This window comes from Streptomyces sp. NBC_00259, assembly GCF_036181745.1.
In the GTDB taxonomy this organism is placed as follows: Bacteria; Actinomycetota; Actinomycetes; order Streptomycetales; family Streptomycetaceae; genus Streptomyces; species Streptomyces pratisoli.
In genome coordinates this window covers 107,513-131,435 of sequence record NZ_CP108080.1, presented here as the reverse complement: position 1 = coordinate 131,435, position 23,923 = coordinate 107,513, and the positions used below count along the sequence as shown (strand labels likewise).

The following is a 23,923-nucleotide window of genomic DNA, read 5'->3' as shown; positions in this document are numbered from 1 at the left end:
GGGCGTTCCGGGAACCACACGAAGGGAAGACCCGACATCATGCGTATCGCAGTCTTCGGCGCCAACGGACCGACCGGCCGCCGCCTCACCGACCAGGCCCTGGCCGCCGGCCACGAAGTCGTCGCCGTGACCCGCAGACCCGGCTCCCTGCCCGCGCGGCCCGGCCTTTCCGTGGCCGAAGCCGACGCCACCGACCCGGCGGCTGTCGACGCCGCGATCGGCGGGACGGACGCCGTCCTCTCCGCGCTGGGCGCGCGCTTCAGCAAGGAGACCATCACCACGTACTCGGCGAGCGCCACCGTCATCACCGAGGCCATGGCCCGCCACGGCATCAAGCGGCTGCTCGCCGTCAGCTCCAGCATCGCCGACCCGAACTGGCGCCCAACTGGCGCGCACTTCTTCAACCATGTGCTCGACCCGCTGGTGAACCGACGTCTCGGTCGCACCCTCCACGAGGACATGCGCCGCATGGAGGCCGTGATCCGTCGAACGGGCCTCGACTGGACCTTCATCCGGCCCTCCGGTCTTTTCGAGCACCCCGTCGTCACGGACTACCACACCGCCGAGAGCAGCGCCGACGGTGTCTTCACCGCCCGTGCCGACCTCGCCGCGAGCATGCTGAGCGAATTGACGGAGCGGCGGTACGTCCGTACGGCCATGGGCGTCATCACCACGGCCGTGAAGCCGAACATCGCCAAGCTGATCTGGAACGAGGGCGTGAAGAAGAAGTGAGCCACGCGACGAGGATGTTGAGCATCGCGACCTTCCAACTCCCGGCACCCCGACGTGCCGGCCGCCCAGCGGACGCGAACGCGCCCGAGTCCGCGGCGAGAAAGGCAGCCGCTGGGGCGGACGACCGCTCGCCCAGTCGGCTCGAGCATCCTCAGGGCTCTTGCTTCCCAGGGCGCCACACGTACCGGATGTCCGGCTCACGTTCTTCGTTGCGGTGACCGTCGGTGCGCTCGGCAGCGACGAAGTCGTGCCGCTCGTAGAAGCGACGTGCCGACTCGTTGACCTGGAACGTCCACAGCGCCAACCCGGCCGGACGACGCTGCTTCGCCAAGTGCACGAGACGGTCGCCGATGCCTTGGCCCTGCCACGCCGGATCGAGATAGAGCTGGTCCAGGTCTTCGCCGTCCAGCACCATCATCCCGGCCACAGAGTCGTCGACCGTCACCACCCACGTCTCCTGGCCGGGCACGACCACCTCCCGGAACCACGACCGGACCTGATCGTCCGTATGAGCCCGGCGTATGCCCGGAAGCGCCGCCTTGAACGAACGCAGCCACACCTCGGCCACCGCGGCGGCATCGGAGTCGACCGCACGGCGGACGACAAGGTTGTCGATCTCCACAGCGACGCATGCTCGCAGACACACGATGCGGCCGCATCCGACTTGTACGCGCGCATTCGACTTCTGCGCACCCGACTTCTCCGCGATGCCCGGACCAGAACGAGCCCGGTGAACCTGTGCGATCACAGCACCTGGGACCACCTGGCCCGCCCTCCCGCCACCTGGCCCGCCCTCCCGGTCACCGGGAGGGCGGGGCTTCACGTCATGCCCGCAGGAAGGCGAGGACCGCCAGCACCCGCCGGTGGCCATCGGTGTCCACCGGCAGGTCCAGCTTGTTGAGGATGTTGCCGATGTGCTTGTTGACGGCCGCCTCGCTGATGAACAGGTGCGCCGCGAGGCTGGCGTTGGAGCGGCCCTCCGCGATCAGCGTGAGCACCTCGCGCTCCCGGGCGCTCAGCCGCTCCAGCGGATCCTGGCGCAGCCGGACCAGCTGGTGGACCACTTCGGGGTCCACCACCGTCCCCCCGGTGGCGACCCGCTCGATCGCGGCCGTGAAGTCGGCCACCGCACCCACCCGTTCCTTCAGCAGGTAGCCCACCCCGGCCCCGCCGCCCGAGTCCAGCAGGCGCAGTGCGTAGGAGCGCTCCACGTACTGGCTGAGGACGAGCACGGGCAGTCGGGGGAACTCCTCGCGCAGCTTCACCGCGGACCGCAGCCCGTCGTCTCTGAGCGACGGCGGCATCCGTACGTCGGTGACGATCAGGTCCGGCCGCTCGGCGCGTACCGCCTCGACCAGCGCGTCGGCGTCCCCCACCGCCGCCACCACCTCATGGCCGACCCGCTCGAGCAGCCCGACCAGGCCCTCGCGCAACAGAACGGCGTCCTCGGCCACGATCAGGCGAAGCGACACGGAACCTCCACATGCAGCAGGGTGGGACCACCCACCGGGCTCGACACCCGCATCCGGCCGTCGAGCGCCGTGACCCGGTCCGCGAGCCCGGTCACGCCGCTGCCCGCCTCGGGCTCGACGCCGCCGTGACCGTCGTCCGTGATGTCGAGGATCAACAGATCGGAATGGTAGCGACCGTGCACCTGGGCGCTGGTGGCCCCGCTGTGCTTGGCGATGTTCGTCATGGCCTCGTTGATCAGGTAGTACATCGTGCTCTCGATCTTCCTGGGCAGCCGCTCGGGCAGCCGCAGGTCCACCGTGACGGGGATCGGGAACCGGCCGGCGTAGTCCTCGATCGCCGCGACCAGTCCGTGATCGGCCAGCACCGGTGGGTTGAGCCCTCGGCTCAGGGCCCGCAACTCCTGGTGGGCGGAAGAGAGTTGCTTCTCGGCCTGGGTCGGCAACTCGGCCTGCGGGGAGCCCTCGGCGACCTCGAGACGCATGAGACCCAGGGTCATCCCCAGCGATACGAGCCGCTGCTGCGCGCCGTCGTGCAGATCGCGCTCGATGCGTACCCGTTCGGCGTCGAACGAGTCGAGCAGCCGTGACTGCGAGGCGCGCACCTCGCGCAGCTCCTCTCCGAGCTCCCTGTCGCGTGGGGCGAGGAAGGTGCGGGCCATCGCGGCCCGCGCACCCGCCCACGAGGTCACCGTGTAGGGGGAGGCGAGCAGCACGATCGCCCCGAACACCGCCCAGGGCCAGGCCTTGCCGTCGATCGAGGCGAAGGTCACGGCGGGTACGCCGAAGGAGAACCCGAGCACCAGCAGGTCCAGCCACCACAGTGCGGCCGCCGACAGCAGCGTGAACATCAGCTCCCGCCACGTCGTCCGCTCCCTGAGCCGGGTGGCCGCCCACGCGCGCAGGCCGGGGCCGTCCGGGGCCCGGTGCGGGTCGGGCAGACGGTCGAGGTCCACCAGGCGCAGCCGGCGGCGCTCCACCGTGGCCACCACCGTGGAGGCCAGCACCAGGCCGACCAGGGGCGCGACGCCGATCAGCACGATGAGCAGGGCGACCCCTGCGGCCAGGCCCAGGGCGAAGACCAGCACGGCTGCGGCACCGACCACGACGCCTCCGGTCAGATAGGCCAGCGACCGCCAGGGCCAGCTGGAGGTCAGGAAGCTCAAGGGACGCTGAGCCATGGCCTGCCAGGCCGTCGTGGGACGCATGGGGCCACCGTAGCCGGGCTGTTCGGGGCGCCGCGGTAGAGCTGGCTCTACCTTCGAAGTAGAGCGTGGATCAGTGCGTCGCACGCCCGTGAGCAGTGGAATCGGCACATGACGACAACGAGGCAAACCCCCGTACAAGACGCGGTCGAACTCCACGGCGTTCGCAAGGTCCACGGCACCGGCGGCCATCGGGTCACCGCGCTGGACGGCGTCTCCCTCGGCTTTCCTCGCGGCACCTTCACCGCCATCATGGGCCCTTCCGGTTCCGGGAAGTCGACCCTGCTGCAGTGCGGGGCAGGTCTGGAGCAGCCGACCGACGGCCGGGTCGTCCTCGCCGGCGTGGACATCGGCCGGCAGAGCGAGAAGGAGCGAACCCAACTCCGCCGCGACCACGTCGGATTCGTCTTCCAGGCATTCAACCTGGTCGAGTCCCTCACCGCCGCGCAGAACGTGGAACTGCCGTCGCGGTTCGCCGGCCGTAAGGTCAGCCGCGACCAGGTCCGGAACGCGCTCGCCGCGGTCGGTCTGGCCGAACGCGCCGGGCACCGCCCGAGCCAGCTCTCCGGCGGTCAGCAGCAGCGCGTGGCCCTCGCCCAGGCCCTTGTCACCCGCTCCGACGTCCTCTTCGCGGACGAGCCGACCGGGGCCCTGGACACCGCCACTTCCCGTGAGGTGCTGCGGACGATGCGGATGCCCGTGATCGGGCTGTTCGTTGAGCCCGGGCTGAGGTCACGAGCGCAATGCTGCCCGTTCGGATTCGGCCAGCAGTACGCAGAACTCGTTGCCCTCCGGGTCGGCGAGAACGACCCAGCCCCAGCCGTCGGGCTTGCGGCGATCGGCGACCAGGGAGGCGCCCAGCTTCAGCAGCCGCTCAACCTCTGCGTCCCGTGAAGTGTCCGGGCGCAGGCACAGATGGAGCCTGTTCTTGGCCGACTTCGGCTCCGGGACCTCGTTGAAGTGCAAAGCCGGGCCGCCGCGCAGAATGATCTCCGTCTCGTTGTCACCCGGTTCGTCCTCGGGATCCAGCGGGTGTCCGGTCACCTCGCTCCAGAACCGCGCCAGTTGGTAGGCGTTCGCACAGTCGATCGCAATGTTCGTCACCGTTGAAGGCATGCGCGTGATCCTGTCGGAGCGGCGCTCCGCTCGCCACCGGAATATGGCCGCACTCGCGGCCAATTACCGGAGCCGAGATGACGGGGGTGGGCGACGAGCCGCTGGCCTCCCCGCTGGACCGCTCGACACGTGGGCGTGTGGGGCGCCCGCTGCTGCACCCGCGAGGCAGCCGCCCAGCACATCCCGAGTCGCCGAACGATCGTCAACGTGCCTTGTGGGCCGCTTCTGTGGGCTGCAACCATGCCGGCATGGACTCGCGAGTAGTCGGAATACCCGAGGTGGACGGCACCGAACAGGTAGCTGTTGTGATCGACGTGATGCGGGCGTTCACCACCGCCGCCTGGGCTTTCCACCGCGGGGCAGACAAGATCGTTCTCGCCGCCGACGAGGGCGGGGCACTGGCGATCAAGGCCTGTCACCCGGGCTGGCTTGCGCTCAAGGACGGGGCGCCGGTCAGCGGGTTCGACCTGGTCAACTCCCCAGGCCTGCTCCGGGAGGCGGACCTGGCCGGCCGTACCGTGATCCAGAAGACGACCGCGGGAACGGTTGGGGCCCTGGCGGTCGTCGAGGCTGAACTGGCGCTGTGCGCCGGCTTCGTCGTGGCCGGCGCAACGGCCCGCGCCCTGGCGGACGCGGGCGCCGACTCGGTGACGTTCGTGGCCACCGGCGAGGACGGCCGTGCCGCCGAGGATCTGGCCTGCGCCGAGTACCTGGACCGGCTCCTGGACGGGGATCGTCCCCACCCCGACCCCTATCTGCACCGCGCCCGCACCTCGCCCGCCGCCGACGACCTGCGCAGCGGGCGACGCCGGGGCGCTCACCCCACCGATGTGGAGTTGTGTGTGGAGGTCGACCGGTTCGACTTCGCCATGAAGGTCGGGCTCGAGGAGGGGACGGCAGTGTTGCGGCCGCTCCGGACTCAATCGGATGCGGTGTCCGACATGCACCGCGCACGCGCGCGGTAGTTGATGAGCCGCTCCGGCCTCGGGGGGCCATTCAGCCCTGCCTCCGGCTGACGTGGTCGGCCGCCGGTGGTGCCTTGGCCGCCGGCCTGGTGGTCCGACTGCCCGTCCACGTGATCCGCGAGGGCCGAGGATAAGCGTCGCTCACACCGAGCCGTACGTTGCCGGCACCGCGACCCGCTCGATCTGATTCATCGAGCACCGCCGAGAATGCTTATGCGCGGAACGCGGACGGCTCCGTGGGTTCTCGGTCCTGGGTGAGCGATCTGTTCCCCCATGGAGCTGAGACGTCCGCCAGGTGGGACCGGGCCCTCCGTGTCCGTGACAGGGTGGCTGCCCTGTCACGGTACGGCGTTCATTCGGAGGGCGGCCGTGCCGGATCGGTGAGTACCCGGTGGAGGCTGGCGCCGAGGAGTTCGGTGCCGGGGAGTGGCTGGAAGCCGTATGAGGCGAAGAGCGCGAGCCGTCCGCTCGGATCGCCGCGCCGCTCGGGCCAGAGCACTATGAAGCGGCGTCCCGCCCGGTGCTCGTCGCGAGCAAAGCGGCGCAGAAGCTTGCCCGCGACTCCTTTCTGGCGCATGGAGGGGTGGGTGAGGACGTAGTTGACCTGGGCCCACGGGGTCGGGTAGCCGGGAATCTCTGCGTCGGTCTCATAGCGCAGTGTGCCCTCGAGCCATCCCACGACGTGTCCCTTGGCCAGGGCCACGTACTGGGTGAACACGTGCAGGCCGTTCTGTTCGAGCTCGTTGGCCAGCTGGGTCCAGTTCTCGGTGAGCAGGAGGTCGTACAGTTCCGCGCGGTGTGCGTCCGTCAGGCGGACCACCTTGATCGACATGGAGGCAGGTTATGGCTCTCCCGTGCGCGAAATGTATCCGCCCCTTCACTTGGGTCCTCCGCGATCGCCCCCGACGAGTCGTCGAGCATCGGCAGCATCAGGTCTTCGACGCTGGGCCGGCCCTTCCGCATGAGTCCTCTCTGCATGAGTCTTCTTCCCGTTCCCATCGGTGCGTGCACCGGCGAACCGCCGACTTGCCTATCGGGAAAGCCAAAGGTAACTTTCCTCATGGGAAAGTAGAGCGGGGAGGGGAGCAACAGCCGTGAGCACGCCGGTGGATGCCGAACAGGCATGGAGAGACCTGCAGCGCATCAGAGTGCCGCAGGAGCGGGTGTACGACGAGGTCGAGCGGTCCGCCGCGGGCAGCTCGGGCACCACCTGGGCCACGGCCGCGCTCATGTGGCTCTTCCTGGCCGGTCTGGGCCTGGACCTGCCCGGGTGGGGTGTGGGGCTGGTCCTCGCCGCGTACATCGCGCTGCTGAGCGTGCTGGGCGTGCTCCACAGCCGCCGGAGCCGGGTGCGCCTGCACCACACCCGGTGCACCCGGCGGATGTTCGGCACCTTCGTCGCGGGGGCGGTGGTGACCGGCGGGACGACCCTGCTGTCCGGCCGTCTGGTCGATTCTCTGGAGCCGATGTCCGGCAGTCTGATCCAGGCCACGGTCTCGGCGGCGGTGTTCGTGCTCTTCGTCGGGCCGACGAACCGCTGGGCGGCCGGATCGGTGCGGGGCCGGGGCACACAGGCACCGGAGACGGGAACAGCGGGCGTGGACCGATGAGCATCCCCGCCGGCTTCGACGAGCTGATCCACCCCGCCACCCGGCTGTCGGTGGTCGCGCTGCTCGCCGCCACCGAATGGGCGGACTTCGCGTTCGTCCGCGACAGCCTTTCGCTCAGCGACTCCGCGCTCTCCAAACAGCTGCACACCCTTGAGGAGGCCGGCTATCTGGAGCTCCACAAGGAGGGCGGCGGCCGCAAGCGGCGCACCAGGGTCAGGCTGACGGAGCGCGGCCGCACCGCCTTCGACGGGCACGTCGCGGCGCTCCGGGCGATCGTCGAGGGCGCCGGTTCCACGGCGGCGACCGAAACACCGCCACGACAGCCACACCACTCGGGGACAGGACGATGACGCAGAAGCACACATCCGCCCAGCCCGTCGTCCACGCGCGCGACGTGACGATGACGTACGGCGACATCGTCGTCCTCCACGGCGTCGACCTGGACATCCACCGCGGCGAAGTCTTCGCGCTGCTCGGACCCAACGGCGCCGGCAAGACCACGACTGTCGAAATCCTCGAGGGCTTCAGGCGGCGCTCCGCCGGGGAGGTGAGTGTCCTCGGTACGGACCCGGAGCGGAGCGACGACGCGTGGCGCGGCCGGATCGGACTGGTCCTGCAGTCCTGGCGCGACCACAGCCGCTGGCGGGTGGCCGAGCTGCTGACACACTTCGCCACGTACTACCCCGACCCGCGCGACCCGGCCGAGCTGCTGGCCTTGGTCGGCCTCACCGACCATGCCGACCGGCAGGTGCAGCGGCTGTCCGGCGGCCAGCGCCGGCGGCTGGACGTCGCGCTCGGCATCGTCGGCCGCCCCGAACTCCTCTTCCTGGACGAGCCGACCACCGGCTTCGACCCGGAAGCGCGGCACGAGTTCCACGTCCTGGTCGAACGGCTGGCCCGCGACGAGGGCGTCACCGTCCTGCTCACCACCCACGACCTCGCGGAGGCCGAGCGGCTCGCCGACCGGATCGCCATGCTGGTCGGCGGCCGGATCCGGGCCTGCGGCACACCCGCCGAACTGGCCCGGCGGGCCGCTGCACACGCCGAGGTCCGCTGGACGGCCGACGACGGGACACCCCGCCGCGAACGCACTGAGGACCCCTCACGGCTGGTCTGGGAGCTCCACCGGCACGCGGACGGCCCGATCCCCGGCCTGGAGGTCCGCCGCCCGACGCTGGAGGACACATACCTGCACATGGTGCACCGGGAAGCCGACGGAACGGCCGAGGACGCGGACGAGGACGCGGACGAGGAGACACAAGCCGCATGAGAAGCACACCCATGACGAACAGTTGGCGTGCCGGGCTCCAGCGCGGGGGCATCGAGATGCGACATCTCCTGCGCAACGGCAAGGAGATGTCCGGCCATCTGACCAACGTGGTCGTCGCGCTGCTCGTCGCCGCTTACCTCAGCGACGACGTGCCCGGCACCCAGACCCCGATGGCCCATCTGGTGCTGGCGGGCTTCGCCGCCTACCTGCTGTTCCAGATCGGACTGATCAACCTCCCGCAGATGCTCGTGACCGAGCGGGAGGAGGGCGCCCTGCTGCGGCTGCGTGCCACGCCCGGCGGGATACCGGCCTACCTCGTCGCCAAGTGCGTGCTGGTGGTCGTCGTGGCGGTCGGCAGCGTGGCCCTGCTCCTGGCTGCCGCAGCACTGTTGGTGGACGGGCCACTGCCGCACGGGCCGGCCGACTGGCTGACGCTGCTGTGGGTCACCACGCTCGGGCTGCTCGCCGTCGTACCGCTGGGCGCCGCCATAGGAGCGGTACTGCCCAACCCTCGCGAGGCGCTGGCGCTGATCATGCTCCCGACGATGGGGCTTCTGGTCACCTCCGGGACGGTGTTCCCGATCACCTCTCTGCCCGTGCCGGTCCAGCAGGTGGCCGCGGTCTTCCCACTCAAGTGGATGGCGCAGGGCCTGCGTTCGGCGCTGCTGCCCGACACGGCACGGACCGCCGAGGTGGCCGGCTCCTGGGAACTGCCCATGGTCGCCCTCGTCCTGACCGCCTGGGCGATCCTCGGGTTCCTCCTCGCGGTGCCCCTCCTGCGCCGCGCCGCCCGCCGCGAGTCCGGTTCCCGCCTGTCCGCGCGGCACCGCAAGGCAGCACAGAGCGGTGCATTGCCCACGTAGCTGTGTGGGCGTGGTGGCCGTGTGCTCGGCGGTCAGCGCCCGCCGTAAGACACCCGAATCTCAGCGGTCGAGATCAATTCGGTCGGCGGATCCGTCCATGCGCCGGCGGTACCACGGCTACCCCTGTACGGACTCGCTGCGGCCACTCTCGGTCCGTGCGCCATCGAGCCCTCCGGGCAGGACACCGTGCGCTGATTCTGGCCTGGAGCCGACCCTGGCCTTGGACGACAGTGGGCATCGCCGCAACCTGGTGGCGGACCTCCCGCCGTTCGGTGTGAAACCCGACCCGGGCCCGCGAGCGCGGCCTGGACTGGTCGAAGCACGAGCATGGGTATGCCCTTTGGGGCCCGCCTGCACCCAGCGCTGGGCCCGATGTGTCGCCCCAGCGGTTCACGAACAGCCGGCTGAACTCGGTCTGGAAGCCGTCGGGCCACGCCTTGAGCCGGATCAGGTGGTGATCGAGTGCCGGCACCCAGCCGCGTTCACCGACTAGCGGCCAGCACTGCCGCGAGGCCCTCTTGCAGGTCTTTGACGAAATACTCGGGAACCTCCAGCGACGGGAAGTGCCCCCCGATCTCGGGCGACCTCCATCGGACGATCTGTCGGTACCGCTCCTGTGCCCAGGGGCGCGGACACTTCTCGATGTCGCGGGGATACATAGTGATAGCTGACGGAACGTCGACCCGAAGTTCGGGGTCCAGCGAGTTGTGGCTTTCGTAGTAGATGCGGGCCGCCGATGCGCCGGTCCGCGTCAGCCAATACAGGGTGACGTCGTCGAGAACGCTGTCTATGGAAAGCGTCTCGAACGGGCTATCTTCGGTATCTGTCCACTCGGCGAACTTGTCAAGAATCCAGGCAAGAAGCCCGACCGGTGAGTCGACGAGCGAGTAGCCGATGGTCTGCGGTCGGGTCGCCTGCTGCTTCGCGTACGCCGCGCGGTGGCGCCAGAAATCGCGGGTTTCCTCGGTCCATTTGCGCTCGGCCGCCGTCAGCCCGTCCGTTGTCAACCCGGGCGGCGCCTCCGCGAACGTTGTGTGGATGCCGAGAACGTGCGCCGGGAACCTGCCGCCGAGAACCGTGGTGATATTCCCTCCCCAGTCGCCGCCGTGGGCTGCGAACCTGCTGTAGCCGAGCCTTCCCATCAGTTCCACCCATGCGGCCGCGATCTTCTCGGTTCCCCACCCGGTGGTGGACGGCTTGTCGCTGTAACCAAAGCCCGGTAGCGACGGGACCACGACGTGGAACGCCGGCGCGTCTGCATCTGTCGGATCTGCCAGCTCGTCTACTACATCGATGAACTCGGCAATGCTGCCTGGCCAGCCGTGCGTCAAGATCAGAGGAGTGGCATCTGCGCGCGCGGATCGGCGGTGCAGGAAGTGGATTCCCAGATCATCAATGGTTGTGCGGAACTGGCCGATCCGGTCAAGGCGCTCTTCGAACGACCGCCAGTTGTACCCGGTGCGCCAGTAGTTCACGACATCGATGAGATCGGCGAGAGGAACGCCCTGCTCCCATCGGCGAGGGTCGGGCGCGGCGCGATGGACCGTCTCAGCCTCCGGAAGTCGCGCCGCGGCCAGTCGCGCTCGCAGATCGTCGAGGTCAGCGTCAGTTGCGTGGGCTTCAAGTGCTTGCACGTCGCTGCTTGGACGGGGCATGAGACCTCCTGACCATCGTGGAACCGGCTACGACCTATAACGAACCGGCTAAGGCGGTTCTAGCAGTCTCCGAGCCACGCCGCAACCAGCTAAGGTGGTTCCATGCGTGCTGGCTTCCCTGACTTCCGCCTCGGTAACGTGCTGGCGACCAGCTTCACGGGGACTCTGTCGGAGCGTCATGGCAACGCTGTGGAGCGCATTCCCACGCCGCACCGACTCATCGACTGGCTGGCAGTGAACGGCCTCGCCGTGGACTCCTGCACCACTGCCCAGCTCGACCTCGCTCGGGAACTGAGGGAGTCGATTCACGCCACCGCGACAGCGGCCGCGATCCAGGACGCTCTCCCTGCGTCTGCTGTCCAAGTGATCAATGACTGCAGCGCTCAGGGTCGGGCCACGGCGATCCTGACGCCCGAGGGTGAGCGTCGATGGCGGCTCAGCTCGGCTTCCTGCGTGGAAGATGCCCTCAGCGTGATCGCCGCCGACGCGATCAGCATCATCGCAGGCGAACGAGACGGAAGACTGGCCTTGTGTGCCTCACCGACCTGCCAAGCCGCCTTCTTCGACACCAGCCAGAGTCGCACCCGCAGATGGTGTGACATGAACACGTGCGGGAATCGTCAGAAGAAAGCGCGCTTCAATGCCAACCAGCGCAAAACCCCCAGATCAGCGGAGTGATCGTTACCCTCGGAACATCCGGGTGGGCGCCCCACGCCTGCGACACGTCCGTCGCGTTGGGTGCACCCCAACGGCACCACTAAGACGTCATCTCAATTGGTTGGCTCGGTAGGCTGTCGGTTGTGGTGGGGATCGTTGAGCGGCTGGTGCCGGATGAGTTGTGGGATCTGTTCCAGCGTGTGGTGCCGGAGGCACCGTCGCGGCCGCAGGGTGGCGGTCGCCGCCGGCATGGCGACCGGGAAGTGCTGGCCGCGATCGTGTTCGTGGCCACGTCAGGATGCACGTGGCAGCAGCTGCCTTCCGCTTCGTTCGGGCCGTCGGGAGCGACGGCCCACCGGCGCTTCTCCGAGTGGACGAAGGCCAGAGTGTGGGCCAAGCTCCACCGCCTGGTCCTCGACGAGCTCGGCGCCCGCGGCGAGCTGGACTGGTCCCGGTGCGCGATCGACTCGGTGAACATGCGCGCCCTGAAAAGGGGGACCTGACGGGTCCGAATCCTGTCGACCGGGGTAAGTACGGGTCGAAGATCCACTTGATCACTGAGCGGACCGGTCTGCCCCTGTCCGTCGGAATCTCGGCAGCGAACCTGCATGACAGTCAGGCCCTGATCCCCCTGGTGAAGGGCATACCGCCGATCCGCTCCCGCCGGGGACCCCGGCGACGCAGACCAGGCAAGCTGCACGCCGACAAGGGCTACGACTACTCCCACCTGCGGCGATGGTTACGCGAGCGGGGCATCACCCACCGCATCGCCCGTAAGGGCGTCGAGTCCTCACAGCGGCTGGGCCGACACCGCTGGACCATCGAACGCACCATGTCCTGGCTCGCCGGATGCCGCAGACTGCACCGACGCTACGAGCGCAAAGCCGAGCACTTTCTGGCATTCACGGCCATCGCCTGCACATTCATATGCCTGCGCCGTCTTGCCAGCTGATGTGTCGCCGCAACAGCTCTATAGCCAGCGTGTGGTCGTACTGCTCGGCCATGTGCATGGGCGTGTGACCATCGGGATCCGCGAGCTGCGGGTCCGCGCCGAAGGCCAGCAGGATGGCCGTGGTGTGCACGGTCAGCGGGCGTCCGCTCTGCAAGGTGCTGTCTCCCTCGACGTCAATGGCGTGCGTCAAGAGCGTCGAGTTGCCCTGCACCTCATTGGGATCAGTACCGGCGGCAAGCAGACGCGCCAATGTCTCGGCGTCCTCGTGCTCCACCGCAAAATGGGCCTGCGTCCAGTAGTCGTTCACGAGGCCATTCAACCCGCCCCACCCATGTCCGCCAACGAGCTTTCGCACTGCCCGCACCACCAATTGAGATGACGTCTAAGAGGTCATCTCATGTGGCCGCCGCTGGCATGGCGACCGTGAGGTGCTGGCCGCGATCGTGTTCGTGGCCACCTCGGGTTGTACGTGACAGCCGTTGCCGACAGCGTCGTTCGGTCCGTCGGGGCGACGGCTTACCGCCGTTCTGCCGAGTGGACGAAGGCCAGGGTGTGGGCCAAGCTCCACCGCCTGGTCCTCGACGAGCAAGGCTCGCGCGGCGAGGCGTTGGACTGGTTTCGCTGCGCGATCGACTCGGTGAACATGCGGGCCCTGAAAGGGGGGATCTGACGGGCCCGAATCCTGTCGACCAGGGCAAGTGCGGATCGAAGATCCACTTGATCACCAAGCAGACGGGTCTGCCCCTGTCCGTCGGAATCTCGGGGGCGAACCTGCACGACAGCCAGGCACTGATCCCCCTGGTGAAGGGCATACCACCGATGCGTTCCCGTCGCGGACGACGGCGACGCGGGCCGAACAAGCGCCCCGCGGACAAGGGCTACGACTATTCTCACCTGCGGAGATGGTGACGAGGGTGCGTGGCATCAAGCACCGCATCGCCCGCAAGGGATCGAGACCTCGCAGCGGCTGTGTCGCCACCGCTGGACCGTCGACGCACCATGTGCGCGGTGTCCAGTAGTCGCTCACCAAGACATGCAACCGACCCCGCAGCACGCCTGCCAGCGACTATCTACACCATCCACCAACTGAGGTGACGTCTTAGGAGAACCTGTACCCGGCGAAGTCGGCGACGTGGACGTACCCGATCCGCTGGTAGAGGGCGTTGCTGGTGAGGTTGTCCGGGTCCGTGAACAGGACGACGTCCGTCGCACCCGCGGCCAGTGCTGCCCGGCTCACCTCGACCGTCACGGCGCCCGCGTAGCCGTGGCCCCGGAGGTGGACCGGGGTGTAGACGGGGTCCACCCGGACCATGCCGCCGACGATCGAGGTCGCGGCCGCCATGGAGACGGGGGTGCCGTCCGGGGTCTCCCAGAACGTGAAGTGCCTGTCGCCGAAACGTGAGTCGTCCCAGCAGCCGGCGTCAATCAAGTCGATGGAGGACTGCTCCCCGACGTCGACACAGAACTCACGGCACCAGCACACGACTTGTTCACGGTCCTTCGCGCCCGTGATGCGCCCCTGGCCCTCCGGGGGCGGCTGCGGTGGGGTGAGCGTGCCGAGACGGTACAGATGCGTCCGCCAGAAAGGAACCGGTGCTGCGCTTGTGTGCCGCTGCCATGACTCGGCGAAAGCACCGGCAGTGTCGTGGTCCGCGATGACGTTGGAGGGCGAGTGGCCCAGGGCCGCCAGGTGAGCAGCGAGGGTGTCGGTCTGCTCGACAGAGAGGGGGGTGAGGCCCAGGCGGCCGCGCGGAGTGAGATAGAAGATGGCCCGGATCTCGCCTCCTGACTCCAGTCGGCCGAAAACTGCGGCTTCGGCGTCATCTTCGGCCGCCCCGCGTATCCGTAGTTTCTCGATGTCCGTCAGCGGCGTGTTGTGCAGGGCGGGACGCGAGCACAGGAAGTCCCCAGCTTGGGCGAGGAAGTCGTCAACGTCTTGGGTGAGGTGCCAGTCATCCGGGAGCATGCTTCATGATCCCGGATGTCCTCGACTCGGGGAGCACGTACTCAGCGCCTTTCAGTCACGGGACGGTACTGCCCCGTTATCAGCCGCAGGCTGTTGTCGGCAAAGGATCGTTTGCCGACAGGCAGGACACACTGCGTGTCAGCGCCGTCGCCTCCGGGCACCGCCGGCTCCGCACTCGCTGCCAGCCTCTCGACGGCGACCAGGGTGTCCCGGAGGTCCCGGCGGTCCCGGCACAGCGAAAGGCCCACCGCGAGTACGAGAACCGCATCAGCGCCCGCACGAGGACAGCCGGGCCGTGATGCACGGCTCGGCGTTGACCGCTTCGCCAGTCCCAAGCCCGTCGCGCAGCCCTATCGTTGACTGATGCGCGCACACCCTATTGACCGCCCGGCCGATCTCGACGTGGTTCGTGAGTCCTATGACCGCGTGGCCGACAATTACGCCGACATGGTGGTGACGACGGGTGTCGGCGACATCCGTCGCCATCCATGGCTCAGAGCGTCGATCGACGCCTTCGCCGACACGGTCAGGGAGCTTGGGCCTGTCCTCGACGTCGGGTGCGGCCCCGGAACGGTGACCGCCTACCTCGCCGAACGCGGACTCGACGTGTCCGGGGTGGACCTCTCTCCCCGCATGATCGAGAACGCGCGCCGTCTTCATCCGCACTGCCGCTTCAGTGTCGCCTCTGCCACTGACCTCGACCTTGGTGAAGCGTCCCTTGGCGGCGTGCTCGGGTGGTGGTCACTGTTCAACCTCCCTCGTGACGTTCTTCCTCAGGTTCTCGCCCTGTTCGCGCGCGCGTTGAAGCCGGGCGGGCACTTCATCACCGCGACACACGTCGGTGACGAAGACGCGGTGCGTACCGAGGCCTACGGGGGCGTACCTGTTCGTTGGACGACACACAAATGGCAGCCGGAACAGCTCCTGGACCTGATCGAGCAGGCCGGCCTGCACCCGGTCGCCGAACTCCGGCTTCCCCCGGAGGAGTACAGCGGGCCGAGTCTGGTGGTCATGGCCAAGCGCCCTTGCTGAGGACCAGGCACCTGAGGCGGCACGGGGTCCCGTTCCGGGAGCCATCACCTGACGCCTACCGCTGTTCTCCGTTCGGATGCCAGGGGCCTGACAGCGGCCAAGATCGTTTCCCCGCCTACGTCCGGCGGTTCGCACCACTCTCGGTCCCTACCGACGGCCGGATTCCCTCCCGGGGCCGTGAGCCACGGACACTCGGAGTCACGTGCCACGGCCCTCGCTGCGATGCCTGACTGCAGTATCGGGACGATGAGGGACCTACCGGCGCAAGTACCCGTCGGCGAGTGACGCTGCGGAAGTTCGTGGCCGAACTCATCTCTGCTCCCGAAGGAGGCAGTGAATGAACTTGCCGCCACCGGCCAGGGCGCGCTGCTGACGGCCTGACAGACCCTACTGGCTCACGGCTGACCTGCACTGGTTGTCCCCCGCCCCCGGCCGGAAAGGGCTGAGGCCGGTGCCAGGCCCTTGCCGGAACCCGTGTTCAGTCCCTCGGAGTGCCAACTTCCCGCCATCAAGGCGGTCTTGGAGCGCGCTATTCCGGTCAGTACGATGCGCTAGTTGATCACTCGGCGTGGGGTTTCGGCCATCGTCCATACGACCCCGCGCCGAGTTTTGTGCGCGCCGACAATCGAAGGGATGTCCAGAGTGAGGTCTGCACTGGCAGTTCCGCCGCTGTACGCTCCGATACCACCCGCCGTGCACCCACGCCACGCAGCCATCGACGCACGGACCGCGGCGTGGGCCGACGAATTCGACATCGGATCCAAGGAATGGCGCAGTCGTCTCACCCGCCAGGACCTCGGGAAGTTCGCCTCGATGATCCTCCCCGAGGGAGATGAAGAGGTCGTCTCCCTCCTCTCCGACTTCTGCCTGTGGCTCTTCGGGGTCGACGACGGCTACTGCGAGGAAGGCGACCTCGGGGACAAGCCGGGGGAACTGGCTGAGGCTCTGCTGCGGCTGCTGCGTATCGCGCAGAACCCCGAGGTGCCCATGCTCATCGGCGACCCGCTCGCCGAGGGCCTGCGGGACCTGACACGGAGGGTGTCCCGCCACGGCACCGCCCTGCAGACCGGGCGGTGGGTCGCCACCTTGAGCGAGTACTTCTTCGGCGTGGTCTGGGAGGCGAAATTCCGCGCCAGGAACGAGGTTCCCGGCTTGAGCGACTACGCCCACATGCGCATCTACGACGGCGCCACCACCGTGGTGCAGCCCTTCCTGGAGATGGGCAATGGCTTCGAACTGCAGCCCCACGAGCGCGACAGCAAGGCGGTACGGGCTGCCGGCGAGATGACGTCCTTCATCACCACGTGGGACAACGACATCTGCTCGTACCACAAGGAAAGCCGCAGCTCGGCGTACTACCTCAACGTCATCCGGGTGCTGACGCATACGTACGGCATCAGCCCCGACGAGGCGCTGCCCATAGCCATAGCCCAGCGGGACCGGGTGATGTCCCTCTTCCTGCGCCTGCGCGCAAGGCTGGAGGCCGAGGGCAGCCCTCAGCTACGCACGTACCTGGGCAACCTCTCCCACTTCATCCGGGCGACCCAGGACTGGAGCATCACTTCCCTGCGCTACACCACCCCTGACGATCCGGCCTGCCTGCCTTCGGCGTTCACCGACAAGCCGGTCGACGACAGCTCGGACCCGTTGGACATCCCCTCGATCTCCTGGTGGTGGAGCCTGATACCTGCCTCCGCAGCCCTGGACGAGTCCCGGGTTCCGCGGGCACGGGAGTCCGTGCTGGGATAGGAAGCGCCCTGACTCCGATCGCAGCATCACGATCACGGGCGATCAGGCCAGGCAGGGCGGACGAGCCCGTCCCTGCCTGGAAGCACGTGACGAAGAAGTCGGCACAGGAACGGCCGAACAGGGGACTTGCGAGCCTTACAGGAGATCATCGTGGCCATCGTGGCCGGCCATGCTCCCGCGGCGCAGGCCCCTCTACGCCTCCCACTCCCACCGATCACTGAAGAATCGGTCAGACCCAGCACGTGCACGGGACTCGCCGTGTCCAAGAATTCGTCGGGGTACGGTGCACAGCGCGCCGCCCGTCTGGGCAGGACCACATCGACCGCCCGGAGAGAGGCCGAGCGTCAGGCTCCGACCAGGGCGCTGATCAGCTTGCGTGCCACAGCCTTCGTCAGCCGCTTCGAAGCGGTCGCGGTCCGCTCCCGAGGTGCGCGAGGCTCGATACCGGTCCCTTTGACCGCCTCGGCGAACTCGGCGTCGAACCGCTCCTTGCCGACCTTCTCCGCCAAGGTGGCGAGGTACTTCAGCTGTGCGGCCGTGGCGAGCTCGTTCTTCGCCTTCTCGGCCCGCTCACGACGCGGGCCGTAGATCCGCTCGTTCTCCGCCTTTCGCGCCGCCTCAGCCTCCGGGCTGCGGCAGGTGACGTTCACGCTCTCGTACCACGTCTGGGTGCCCGGCTTGCCGGTCACCGCTTCCCACAGCGCGTTCGTCGTCAGCACCGATTCATCGACGCCCTCAGTCAGGCCGGGCCCGACGAGTCCGTAGTAGCCGGACTTTCCCCGCGGGATCACTGTGAACCCGGCTGGGACAACGTGCGCGGTGATCCAGTCCTGACCGCATCCGCAGTGACGGGCGTGGTAGCCGGCCCACTTGCTCTCCAGTGGCTCGTACACCAGCCGGTCGCCGTAGTACTTCGTATCCCTCGCGAACCCAGACACGGGGCGCAGTGTCCCACCGCGGGCCCCTCCGGAACAGCGGGCCGTCAACTCCGGAGAACCACCACGGCGAGCCGAGGCGCGGACCGCCTGTCGGCAGCGAACGATCGCTCGCTGCCGACAGGCGCAACACGCATCAGTCGACGTCACAGCCGTCGCCTGGCATGTGTTCGGGCCGTACGCGGCCCTGGTCTCGTACGTGTGCGGCCGCTCAGCCGGGACCGGCGCAGCACCCGCGGGAATGCCCGGTCAGGTCCGGCGAGGGGTGACGGTCATCGGGACGCGGTCGGGGCGTGGGACTGCCGAGACCACCTGCTTGGGTGTGTGACCTGGCAAGGGCACCAGTTGCCACTTGGCGAGGAGCGTGGCGATGGCGATGGTTGCTTCTGCCCATACGAAGGCGTCCGCGATGCACTTGTGGCTGCCGGATCCGAAGGGGATGAACTCCTTGCGGCCGATGCCGGCGGCCTGCTGGCGCTCGGGGAGCCAGCGGTCGGGGTCGAAGGTGTCGGGGTTCTCGAACCGGTCCGGGTCCCGGTGGAGGGCGTAGAGGCTGAACGCTACTTCTGTGCCGGCCGGCAGGGTGACGCCGGCGAGTTCGACCGATGCGGTGGTGCGGCGCATCAGCAGAGTGACGCCGTGGAGCCGCATCGCCTCGTCCAGTACCCGCCGGATGGTCTGCAGCTGCGGCACGTCGGTGATGGTGACCGGACGGTCGCCGACGACCTTGCTGATCTCCGCGACGATCTGTTCTTCGATGTCCGGGCGGGTGGCGAGCTCGTGGAAGACCCAGGTGAGGGCGGCCGCGGTGGTCTCCGAGCCGGCGAACAGGACGGTGCTGAGCTGGTCGCGGACTTCAAGGTCGGAAAGGCCTTCGCCGCTCTCTTCGTCCTGGGCGGCCAGCAGGAGCGACAGCAGGTCGTCCCGGCCGGTGTCACCGCGTTGGCGGGCAGTCGCCACCACCTGGTCGATGACCTCGCGCAGTTCGGCGGCCGCGGCGTCGAAGTCCCGGTTGGCGGGTATCGGCAGCCGGTCCAGGAACTGCGGCGAGGCCGTGCGTATGAGCAGGTTCTTCAGCAGGACCGGCAGGTTCCGCCGTACGGCTTCCACGGCCGGCAGGCCGATGTCGGAGGAGAACATGTTCGCGGCCAGCGTCTCGACGGTGTACGTGGCCATGTCCTGTTCCAGGTCGATCTGCTGACCTGGTCTCCATGAGTCGGCGATCGTCTGGGCATTGCGGGTCATGACCGCGGAGTATCCGGCGATGCGGTCCTTGGAGAACATGGGCCGCATCAGGCGGCTGTGCTTGCGGTGGATCTCGCCGTCGGAGTTCGCCAGGCCGTTGCCCGCGAGCGGGCGGAGCCGGTCGAAGAACCGTCCCTTCTCGAAGTCCCGGGATTGAGCGACCAGCACTTCGTGGATGACATCCGGCGACGTCGCCACGTACATGGGCATCGTGCCGAGATTCACGCGGACCAGGTCTCCGTGCCGGCGCAGCGACACCAGGAAACCGAACGGGTCCCGCCACAGCTTCAGGACGTGCCCGAGAAGCGGCACGGCTCCAGGAGCGCGGGGAACCGATTGGATGCCGGCCGACTGCAGCCCAACTGCCATGGAACTTCCTCTCTACGCGGTCTTGCCTGCAACAGCCGCACCCGGTGGGGCGACGGCGGCGCCGGGTCGGCGGTCGCCGCCCCTACCTCAAACAAAGATCATCCGTACCCAAATAGTGTCGGCCCTACCCGAGTTGATGAGGCCCGTCGTACGGATCCGAATGGGCGTCAGTATGCTGCGGGTCGCTCACCCCGAGTCACTCTCCGCACGATCGGAGAGCTGCCCACCACGCCGCTGCTTCGGAGGCCTCGTGACCACCCCGCACCACGACTCGATAGGCACTGCAACGACCCCGCCTCCGGGGTGTCCCGCCCACGCCCAGGGGGAAAGCGGCTTGCGGAAGCTGTACGGGGCCGAAGCCGAGGCAGAGCCCTACGCCCTGTACGAGCAGCTCCGCAAGGAGTTCGGCGCCGTGGCGCCCGTCGCCGTGCACGGCGACATCCCCGTCTGGCTCGTGCTCGGGCACCGGGAGATTCAGGAAGTCCTGCGCGCGCCGAAACTCTTCTCGTCCGACTCCACCCACTGGTCGGTGATGAGCGAGGGCCGGCTCTCGGCCGACTCCCCGCTGCTGCCCATGGTCTACCCCCAGCCCCTGGTGTGCTTCGCCGACGGCGAGGCACACGGGCGCCTGCGCAGCGCCGTTACCGAAAGCCTTGAACGCTTCAACCGCCGAGGGATGCGCGGTCACGTCAGGCGCTACGCGAACCAGCTCATCGACGGCTTCGGCGCGAGCGGCCAGGCCGACCTGGTGACGGACTTCGCCGAGAAGCTGCCGGCACTGGTGATCTGTGCCCTGTTCGGCATCCGTGAGGACGATGCCCTCACGCTCGGCCGCGCGGTCGCCGACATGGTCAGCGGCAGCGCGAACGCTCAGGAGAGCAACGAGTTCGTGGTCGACGTCCTTCGCCGGCTGGTGGAGGAGAAGAAGGCACAGCCCGGCGAGGACTTCACGAGCTGGCTGATCGCTCACGAATCGGATCTGACCGACGAAGAGGTGTGGCAGCACGTACGGCACGCCCTCGTCGCCGCACTGGAGAACACCGTCAATCTGCTTGCGAGCACCCTGCGGATGGTGCTCACCGACCGGCGCTTCCGCGGCAGCCTCTCCGGCGGCGCGATGACCCTGCCGGACGCGCTGGAGCAGGTGCTCTGGGACCACCCGCCGCTCGCAGTGCTGCCGAACCGCTGGGCGACCGGCGACACCCGCCTCGGCGAACAGCAGATCAAGGAAGGGGACATGGTGATGCTCTGCCTGGCCGCAGGCAACATGGACCCCGAGATCCGGCCCGACCTCAGCGCGCCGGTACACGGCAACCGCTCCCATGTGGCCTTCGCCTCCGGCAGCCCCCACGAGTGCCCCGGCCAGGACATCGGCCGCGCCATCGCCGACAGCAGCATCGACGTACTCCTGCGGCGCCTGCCCGACATGGAACTCGCTGGGCACGAGACCGACCTCGAGGTGGTCGGCAACTGGATCAGCCGGCGGCTGGCCCGACTGCCCGTACGGTTCACCCCGCTCCGCGTGGAGGGCGACGTGAAGGCGCCGGAGACATCTCCCGCCATCGGGGCGGAACTGCCGGCTGCGGTAGCCCAGCCCGAGCCGGCGCGGCAAGCCGAGCCGGCGCCGGCGCCGCGCGTGCCGTGGCTGCAGAGGGTCCGGCGTGCCCTGGGGGTTCTGCGGGGGCGGTAGACGCCGGCCGCACGGCTGGCCCGACCACGGTCCGGACGCCACAGCGGTGCAGCATGACGATGGGGTGGAGCCCGACGAGCGCTCCACCCCATCCTTCGTTCTCCAGAGCGGCAGCTCCCGCGTCATCGCCGACTAGTTCCCGGCGGATCCCGAAGCGAACGGGCAGCTCTTTGGCTCCCTGGAGGCCGGTGGACACGAACGGGTCCACCTTGCTGGAGGCCAGAGTGAGGTCGGGGTCGGTCCCGAACAGCCGGGAGAGGGCGATCTCCGCCTCCGCCAGGGCCAGGTCGAACCGGGACTTCGGCGGGCCCTGGCAGGCGATGTGCACGGGCTGCCGTCGATGCCTGTCCTCGGCGTGTTGGCCCCGGGCCCAGCACGACATCGACGCCGGCCAGTTCAATGACACCGTTGCGGCTCTCACCGCGCACGCCCCTCGGGACTCGTGCTCCTGCCCGATCTCGTGGAGGGGTCCGACCTGTGGCGCAATCCAGCTGCTCTGACCGTGCCGTCGCCACGTGCGGTTGCCGCCTCCTTGGCTCTGGCGCGTGCCGTGGCCGACCGGCTTCCGCAGTGCGGGCCGGGAGAGTGAATCCGGCTTCGGAGCGGGACGGTTGGTCACGCGAAGGAGAGCTGACACACGAGCGCCCCGACCCAGACCAGGGCCGGGGCGCTACCGTGCTCAGGCAGACGTGGAACCCGCCTCGTACCTGAAGGGCCCGGCGCCCCCGCGACTACCGGACGTCGACGAAGTCGCCCGCTGTGGTGACCGCCGGGACGGTGGTCCAGCCTGCGAAGGTCCAGCGCCAGTACCCGTCAGCCGAAGCAGTGACCGTGGTCCTCAGATCGCCCGAGGAGTTGGTCTTGAGCGTCTTCAGCGTGGTGTAGGTGGAGCTGCCGCTCTTGCGGTACTGGAGCTTCACCGACTGGCCGGAGTATCCCCGGTACTTGTTGGCATTCCAGTCGGCCAGCAGCAGCCTGCCGGTCACAGTGACGGGCTTGCCCTTCACCACCGGCTCGGGCGCCGCGTTCACCGTCAGCGACGCGGCACGCTGCACGCGCACGGCCGGGTAGTTGTCGCTGACGTAGTCGCCGTCCTTGGCCTCCAGCTGGGCATACGCCTTCCAGCCCCCGCCCGCCAAGGAATTGCTGATCAGATCGGACTTCGGATCGAGCTGGAACGACGTGGAGCACGTCGTGAGCCCCGCCGACGGCGCTGTGCACGTGCCCCTCTTGTGGTACGAGGCGTTCAACTCGCTGTCCGTGCCGTGCCACAGTTCCAGGAACGTGTCCTTGATGGGCGAGTCGGTCCGCGCCGTCACGGAGAGCGACACCGTTTTCGTGCCGGTGCCCAGCACGATGGGCTTGCCGCCATTGACGACCACCTTGGTGATGGCCAGGTCGCCCCGGACCGCGTGTGCGGCCGGCGCGGTGAGCACCCCGACGGCCAGAGCCGCGGAAACGGCGCCCACGATGACATGAGTACGCAATGAATCCCCCCTCGGGATCGGGCATGGTCCCGCCACCCCCAAGCGGCGAGAGCACGAATGATTCCGCGAGTGTAAGGGCGCCCCGCCCGCCCGATGGCCCCGGGGCTGGGCGCGCCGACACGTGCGCGAGGACGGGGCTGCACGGGTCGCTCCGGGCGCGGTCAGCCGCCGATCTGCGCTTTCTCGACGCGCGGGGCACCACCCTTCCCTCCTCACTGAGCAGCAGGGACGCTGATGTGTCTCGCGCGCCTCTCTCCTGATTGCGGTTTGTCGTGCGGACAACGACGGCACCTGCGATGCGACCGTGACGACCAAGGACACCGTGTACATCGCCAGCAACCCGCACAGCTGCTCGGAACCCAACCACATCGCAGCATTCGACATCCGGACCGCGAAGCGGAAGTGGATGACCACCGCCTCGAAGACTCCCGGGGTGGGCACCTTCATCCCTATCAGGGCTCAGGGAGACGGCCTCATCGCCTACATGCTGCCCAGTGGCAGGCCCGGCAGCCGCGTTGTGCACCTCGCGCCGGCAGACGGGAAGCAGACAACCCTGCTGAGAATGCCGGAGGCGCAGTTGGCGGGCACCCCCGAGCGCGACATGATCAGCACTGAGGTCCCCGACCCGGCACTGTTCAAGAACGGGCGGCTGTACCTCCACCGCAGTGGTGCGTTCAACGAGTACACGGCCGGGGCTCCGATGACGATGATCCTCGGCACCCAGTAGGGACGCGGGGGCGTCTGGTCGGCGATCAGGGCAGGTGCGTTCCTGTACGTGCTCTTAACACCGCCCGCGGCCAGGCCTCCCCAGCCCCCGGGAGCTGACGGTGCGGACCCGGCCCGCGTATGTGGGACCACCGGGTCGAGCTTTCACGCACCAGCGCCACGACTGTTCATGGCCAGGGCTGAGGTCACCTTCCTGTGGCTGACCGATGATTCGGGCGGAGTCTCCTGCG

Annotated in this window: 23 protein-coding genes and 2 pseudogenes; 14 read left to right on the top strand and 11 right to left on the bottom strand. The window is 68.4% G+C overall.

What is annotated here, in order from left to right; all coding sequences use genetic code 11:
- Positions 1-39: 39 nt before the first annotated feature.
- Complete coding sequence (locus OG766_RS00685; RefSeq protein WP_266377885.1) at positions 40-732, top strand: NAD(P)-dependent oxidoreductase; 693 nt, start codon at positions 40-42, stop codon at positions 730-732.
- 151 nt (positions 733-883) lie between these two features.
- On the opposite strand, the gene OG766_RS00680 is transcribed toward OG766_RS00685, so the two are convergent.
- The 3 genes from OG766_RS00680 to OG766_RS00670 all read right to left on the bottom strand — a co-directional run bounded on the left by OG766_RS00680 (position 884) and on the right by OG766_RS00670 (position 3,409).
- Positions 884-1,354, bottom strand: a complete 471-nt coding sequence (locus OG766_RS00680; RefSeq protein ID WP_328724256.1) for a GNAT family N-acetyltransferase — start codon at positions 1,352-1,354, stop codon at positions 884-886.
- 202 nt (positions 1,355-1,556) lie between these two features.
- Entirely contained in the window at positions 1,557-2,204 is a 648-nt protein-coding gene (locus OG766_RS00675) for a response regulator transcription factor (protein ID WP_328724255.1), read from the bottom strand.
- Positions 2,189-3,409, bottom strand: a complete 1,221-nt coding sequence (locus OG766_RS00670) for a sensor histidine kinase (RefSeq protein ID WP_328724254.1) — start codon at positions 3,407-3,409, stop codon at positions 2,189-2,191. Before OG766_RS00670 ends, OG766_RS00675 begins: the two co-directional genes overlap by 16 nt.
- 108 nt (positions 3,410-3,517) lie before the next feature.
- Between OG766_RS00670 and OG766_RS00665 the strand changes: the two are divergent.
- Positions 3,518-4,108 (top strand): annotated as a pseudogene (locus OG766_RS00665) (ABC transporter ATP-binding protein); the annotation flags it as partial.
- A 30-nt stretch (positions 4,109-4,138) separates the two neighbouring features.
- On the opposite strand, the gene OG766_RS00660 reads toward OG766_RS00665, so the two are convergent.
- Positions 4,139-4,522: a VOC family protein gene (locus OG766_RS00660; protein ID WP_328724253.1), complete on the bottom strand. Its 384-nt coding sequence runs from the start codon at positions 4,520-4,522 to the stop codon at positions 4,139-4,141.
- Between the two features lie 248 nt (positions 4,523-4,770).
- Between OG766_RS00660 and OG766_RS00655 the strand changes: the two genes are divergently transcribed.
- A complete protein-coding gene (locus OG766_RS00655) occupies positions 4,771-5,487 on the top strand; it encodes a 2-phosphosulfolactate phosphatase (protein ID WP_328724252.1) in 717 nt (238 codons plus the stop codon).
- 352 nt (positions 5,488-5,839) lie between these two features.
- Here the strand turns inward: OG766_RS00655 and OG766_RS00650 are convergent, their stop codons facing one another.
- On the bottom strand, positions 5,840-6,319 hold the full coding sequence (locus OG766_RS00650) for a GNAT family N-acetyltransferase (RefSeq protein WP_266377899.1): 480 nt from the start codon (positions 6,317-6,319) through the stop codon (positions 5,840-5,842).
- Positions 6,320-6,581: 262 nt separating this feature from the next.
- On the opposite strand from OG766_RS00650, the gene OG766_RS00645 reads away from it, so the two are divergent.
- From OG766_RS00645 to OG766_RS00630, 4 genes are read left to right on the top strand one after another with little or no spacing between them, the layout of a single operon-like run.
- Positions 6,582-7,097, top strand: a complete 516-nt coding sequence (locus tag OG766_RS00645) for a hypothetical protein (protein WP_328724251.1) — start codon at positions 6,582-6,584, stop codon at positions 7,095-7,097.
- Positions 7,094-7,447 (top strand): transcriptional regulator, encoded by a 354-nt coding sequence (locus tag OG766_RS00640; RefSeq protein WP_328724250.1) that lies wholly within the window; start codon positions 7,094-7,096, stop codon positions 7,445-7,447. The genes OG766_RS00645 and OG766_RS00640 overlap by 4 nt, the downstream gene beginning before the upstream one ends.
- Complete coding sequence (locus OG766_RS00635) at positions 7,444-8,367, top strand: ABC transporter ATP-binding protein (protein ID WP_328724249.1); 924 nt, start codon at positions 7,444-7,446, stop codon at positions 8,365-8,367. The genes OG766_RS00640 and OG766_RS00635 overlap by 4 nt, the downstream gene beginning before the upstream one ends.
- Before the next feature lie 11 nt (positions 8,368-8,378).
- Positions 8,379-9,230, top strand: a complete 852-nt coding sequence (locus OG766_RS00630; RefSeq protein ID WP_328727409.1) for an ABC transporter permease — start codon at positions 8,379-8,381, stop codon at positions 9,228-9,230.
- A 482-nt stretch (positions 9,231-9,712) separates the two neighbouring features.
- On the opposite strand, the gene OG766_RS00625 is transcribed toward OG766_RS00630, so the two are convergent.
- Complete coding sequence (locus tag OG766_RS00625; protein ID WP_328724248.1) at positions 9,713-10,885, bottom strand: epoxide hydrolase family protein; 1,173 nt, start codon at positions 10,883-10,885, stop codon at positions 9,713-9,715.
- Between the two features lie 102 nt (positions 10,886-10,987).
- Here OG766_RS00625 and OG766_RS00620 point away from each other — a divergent pair, with 102 nt between their 5' ends.
- Both OG766_RS00620 and OG766_RS00615 read left to right on the top strand, forming a co-directional pair.
- Entirely contained in the window at positions 10,988-11,563 is a 576-nt protein-coding gene (locus OG766_RS00620; RefSeq protein ID WP_328724247.1) for a CGNR zinc finger domain-containing protein, read from the top strand.
- 131 nt (positions 11,564-11,694) lie between these two features.
- Positions 11,695-12,494 (top strand): IS5 family transposase gene (locus tag OG766_RS00615; RefSeq protein WP_328727408.1). Its coding sequence is split into 2 segments (ribosomal slippage): positions 11,695-12,034 and positions 12,034-12,494, totalling 801 coding nucleotides; the frame shifts between segments, so codons are not numbered across the junction.
- On the opposite strand, the gene OG766_RS00610 is transcribed toward OG766_RS00615, so the two are convergent.
- Positions 12,466-12,801: an ankyrin repeat domain-containing protein gene (locus OG766_RS00610; protein WP_328724246.1), complete on the bottom strand. Its 336-nt coding sequence runs from the start codon at positions 12,799-12,801 to the stop codon at positions 12,466-12,468. The genes OG766_RS00615 and OG766_RS00610 overlap by 29 nt on opposite strands.
- Positions 12,802-12,895: 94 nt before the next feature.
- On the opposite strand from OG766_RS00610, the pseudogene OG766_RS00605 reads away from it, so the two are divergent.
- Positions 12,896-13,486: pseudogene (locus tag OG766_RS00605) on the top strand (IS5 family transposase); the annotation flags it as partial.
- Positions 13,487-13,593: 107 nt separating this feature from the next.
- On the opposite strand, the gene OG766_RS00600 reads toward OG766_RS00605, so the two are convergent.
- On the bottom strand, positions 13,594-14,460 hold the full coding sequence (locus tag OG766_RS00600; RefSeq protein ID WP_328724245.1) for a GNAT family N-acetyltransferase: 867 nt from the start codon (positions 14,458-14,460) through the stop codon (positions 13,594-13,596).
- A gap of 363 nt (positions 14,461-14,823) precedes the next feature.
- Between OG766_RS00600 and OG766_RS00595 the strand changes: the two genes are divergently transcribed.
- Positions 14,824-15,492, top strand: a complete 669-nt coding sequence (locus OG766_RS00595; RefSeq protein WP_328724244.1) for a class I SAM-dependent methyltransferase — start codon at positions 14,824-14,826, stop codon at positions 15,490-15,492.
- Between the two features lie 633 nt (positions 15,493-16,125).
- Entirely contained in the window at positions 16,126-17,241 is a 1,116-nt protein-coding gene (locus OG766_RS00590) for a selina-4(15),7(11)-diene synthase (protein WP_328724243.1), read from the top strand.
- Between the two features lie 344 nt (positions 17,242-17,585).
- On the opposite strand, the gene OG766_RS00585 is transcribed toward OG766_RS00590, so the two are convergent.
- Both OG766_RS00585 and OG766_RS00580 read right to left on the bottom strand, forming a co-directional pair.
- Complete coding sequence (locus OG766_RS00585; protein WP_266377918.1) at positions 17,586-18,179, bottom strand: hypothetical protein; 594 nt, start codon at positions 18,177-18,179, stop codon at positions 17,586-17,588.
- Between the two features lie 246 nt (positions 18,180-18,425).
- On the bottom strand, positions 18,426-19,790 hold the full coding sequence (locus tag OG766_RS00580; RefSeq protein WP_328724242.1) for a cytochrome P450: 1,365 nt from the start codon (positions 19,788-19,790) through the stop codon (positions 18,426-18,428).
- A gap of 334 nt (positions 19,791-20,124) precedes the next feature.
- Here OG766_RS00580 and OG766_RS00575 point away from each other — a divergent pair, with 334 nt between their 5' ends.
- On the top strand, positions 20,125-21,480 hold the full coding sequence (locus OG766_RS00575) for a cytochrome P450 (RefSeq protein ID WP_328724241.1): 1,356 nt from the start codon (positions 20,125-20,127) through the stop codon (positions 21,478-21,480).
- A 731-nt stretch (positions 21,481-22,211) separates the two neighbouring features.
- Here OG766_RS00575 and OG766_RS00570 read toward each other — a convergent pair.
- The gene (locus OG766_RS00570; protein WP_266377926.1) at positions 22,212-22,949 is read right to left on the bottom strand and encodes a calcium-binding protein; all 738 of its coding nucleotides are present in this window, start codon (positions 22,947-22,949) and stop codon (positions 22,212-22,214) included.
- A 322-nt stretch (positions 22,950-23,271) separates the two neighbouring features.
- Here OG766_RS00570 and OG766_RS00565 point away from each other — a divergent pair, with 322 nt between their 5' ends.
- Entirely contained in the window at positions 23,272-23,694 is a 423-nt protein-coding gene (locus tag OG766_RS00565; RefSeq protein WP_266377929.1) for a hypothetical protein, read from the top strand.
- Positions 23,695-23,923: the final 229 nt, after the last annotated feature.

Coding starts and splice junctions, on each gene's coding strand:
- OG766_RS00685 (WP_266377885.1), top strand. CDS start 40: ATGCGTATCGCAGTCTTCGGCGCCAACGGACCGACCGGCCGCCGCCTC.
- OG766_RS00670 (WP_328724254.1), bottom strand. CDS start 3,409: ATGCGTCCCACGACGGCCTGGCAGGCCATGGCTCAGCGTCCCTTGAGC.
- OG766_RS00660 (WP_328724253.1), bottom strand. CDS start 4,522: ATGCCTTCAACGGTGACGAACATTGCGATCGACTGTGCGAACGCCTAC.
- OG766_RS00655 (WP_328724252.1), top strand. CDS start 4,771: ATGGACTCGCGAGTAGTCGGAATACCCGAGGTGGACGGCACCGAACAG.
- OG766_RS00650 (WP_266377899.1), bottom strand. CDS start 6,319: ATGTCGATCAAGGTGGTCCGCCTGACGGACGCACACCGCGCGGAACTG.
- OG766_RS00640 (WP_328724250.1), top strand. CDS start 7,094: ATGAGCATCCCCGCCGGCTTCGACGAGCTGATCCACCCCGCCACCCGG.
- OG766_RS00635 (WP_328724249.1), top strand. CDS start 7,444: ATGACGCAGAAGCACACATCCGCCCAGCCCGTCGTCCACGCGCGCGAC.
- OG766_RS00630 (WP_328727409.1), top strand. CDS start 8,379: ATGACGAACAGTTGGCGTGCCGGGCTCCAGCGCGGGGGCATCGAGATG.
- OG766_RS00625 (WP_328724248.1), bottom strand. CDS start 10,885: ATGCCCCGTCCAAGCAGCGACGTGCAAGCACTTGAAGCCCACGCAACT.
- OG766_RS00620 (WP_328724247.1), top strand. CDS start 10,988: ATGCGTGCTGGCTTCCCTGACTTCCGCCTCGGTAACGTGCTGGCGACC.
- OG766_RS00600 (WP_328724245.1), bottom strand. CDS start 14,460: ATGCTCCCGGATGACTGGCACCTCACCCAAGACGTTGACGACTTCCTC.
- OG766_RS00595 (WP_328724244.1), top strand. CDS start 14,824: ATGCGCGCACACCCTATTGACCGCCCGGCCGATCTCGACGTGGTTCGT.
- OG766_RS00590 (WP_328724243.1), top strand. CDS start 16,126: ATGTCCAGAGTGAGGTCTGCACTGGCAGTTCCGCCGCTGTACGCTCCG.
- OG766_RS00580 (WP_328724242.1), bottom strand. CDS start 19,790: ATGGCAGTTGGGCTGCAGTCGGCCGGCATCCAATCGGTTCCCCGCGCT.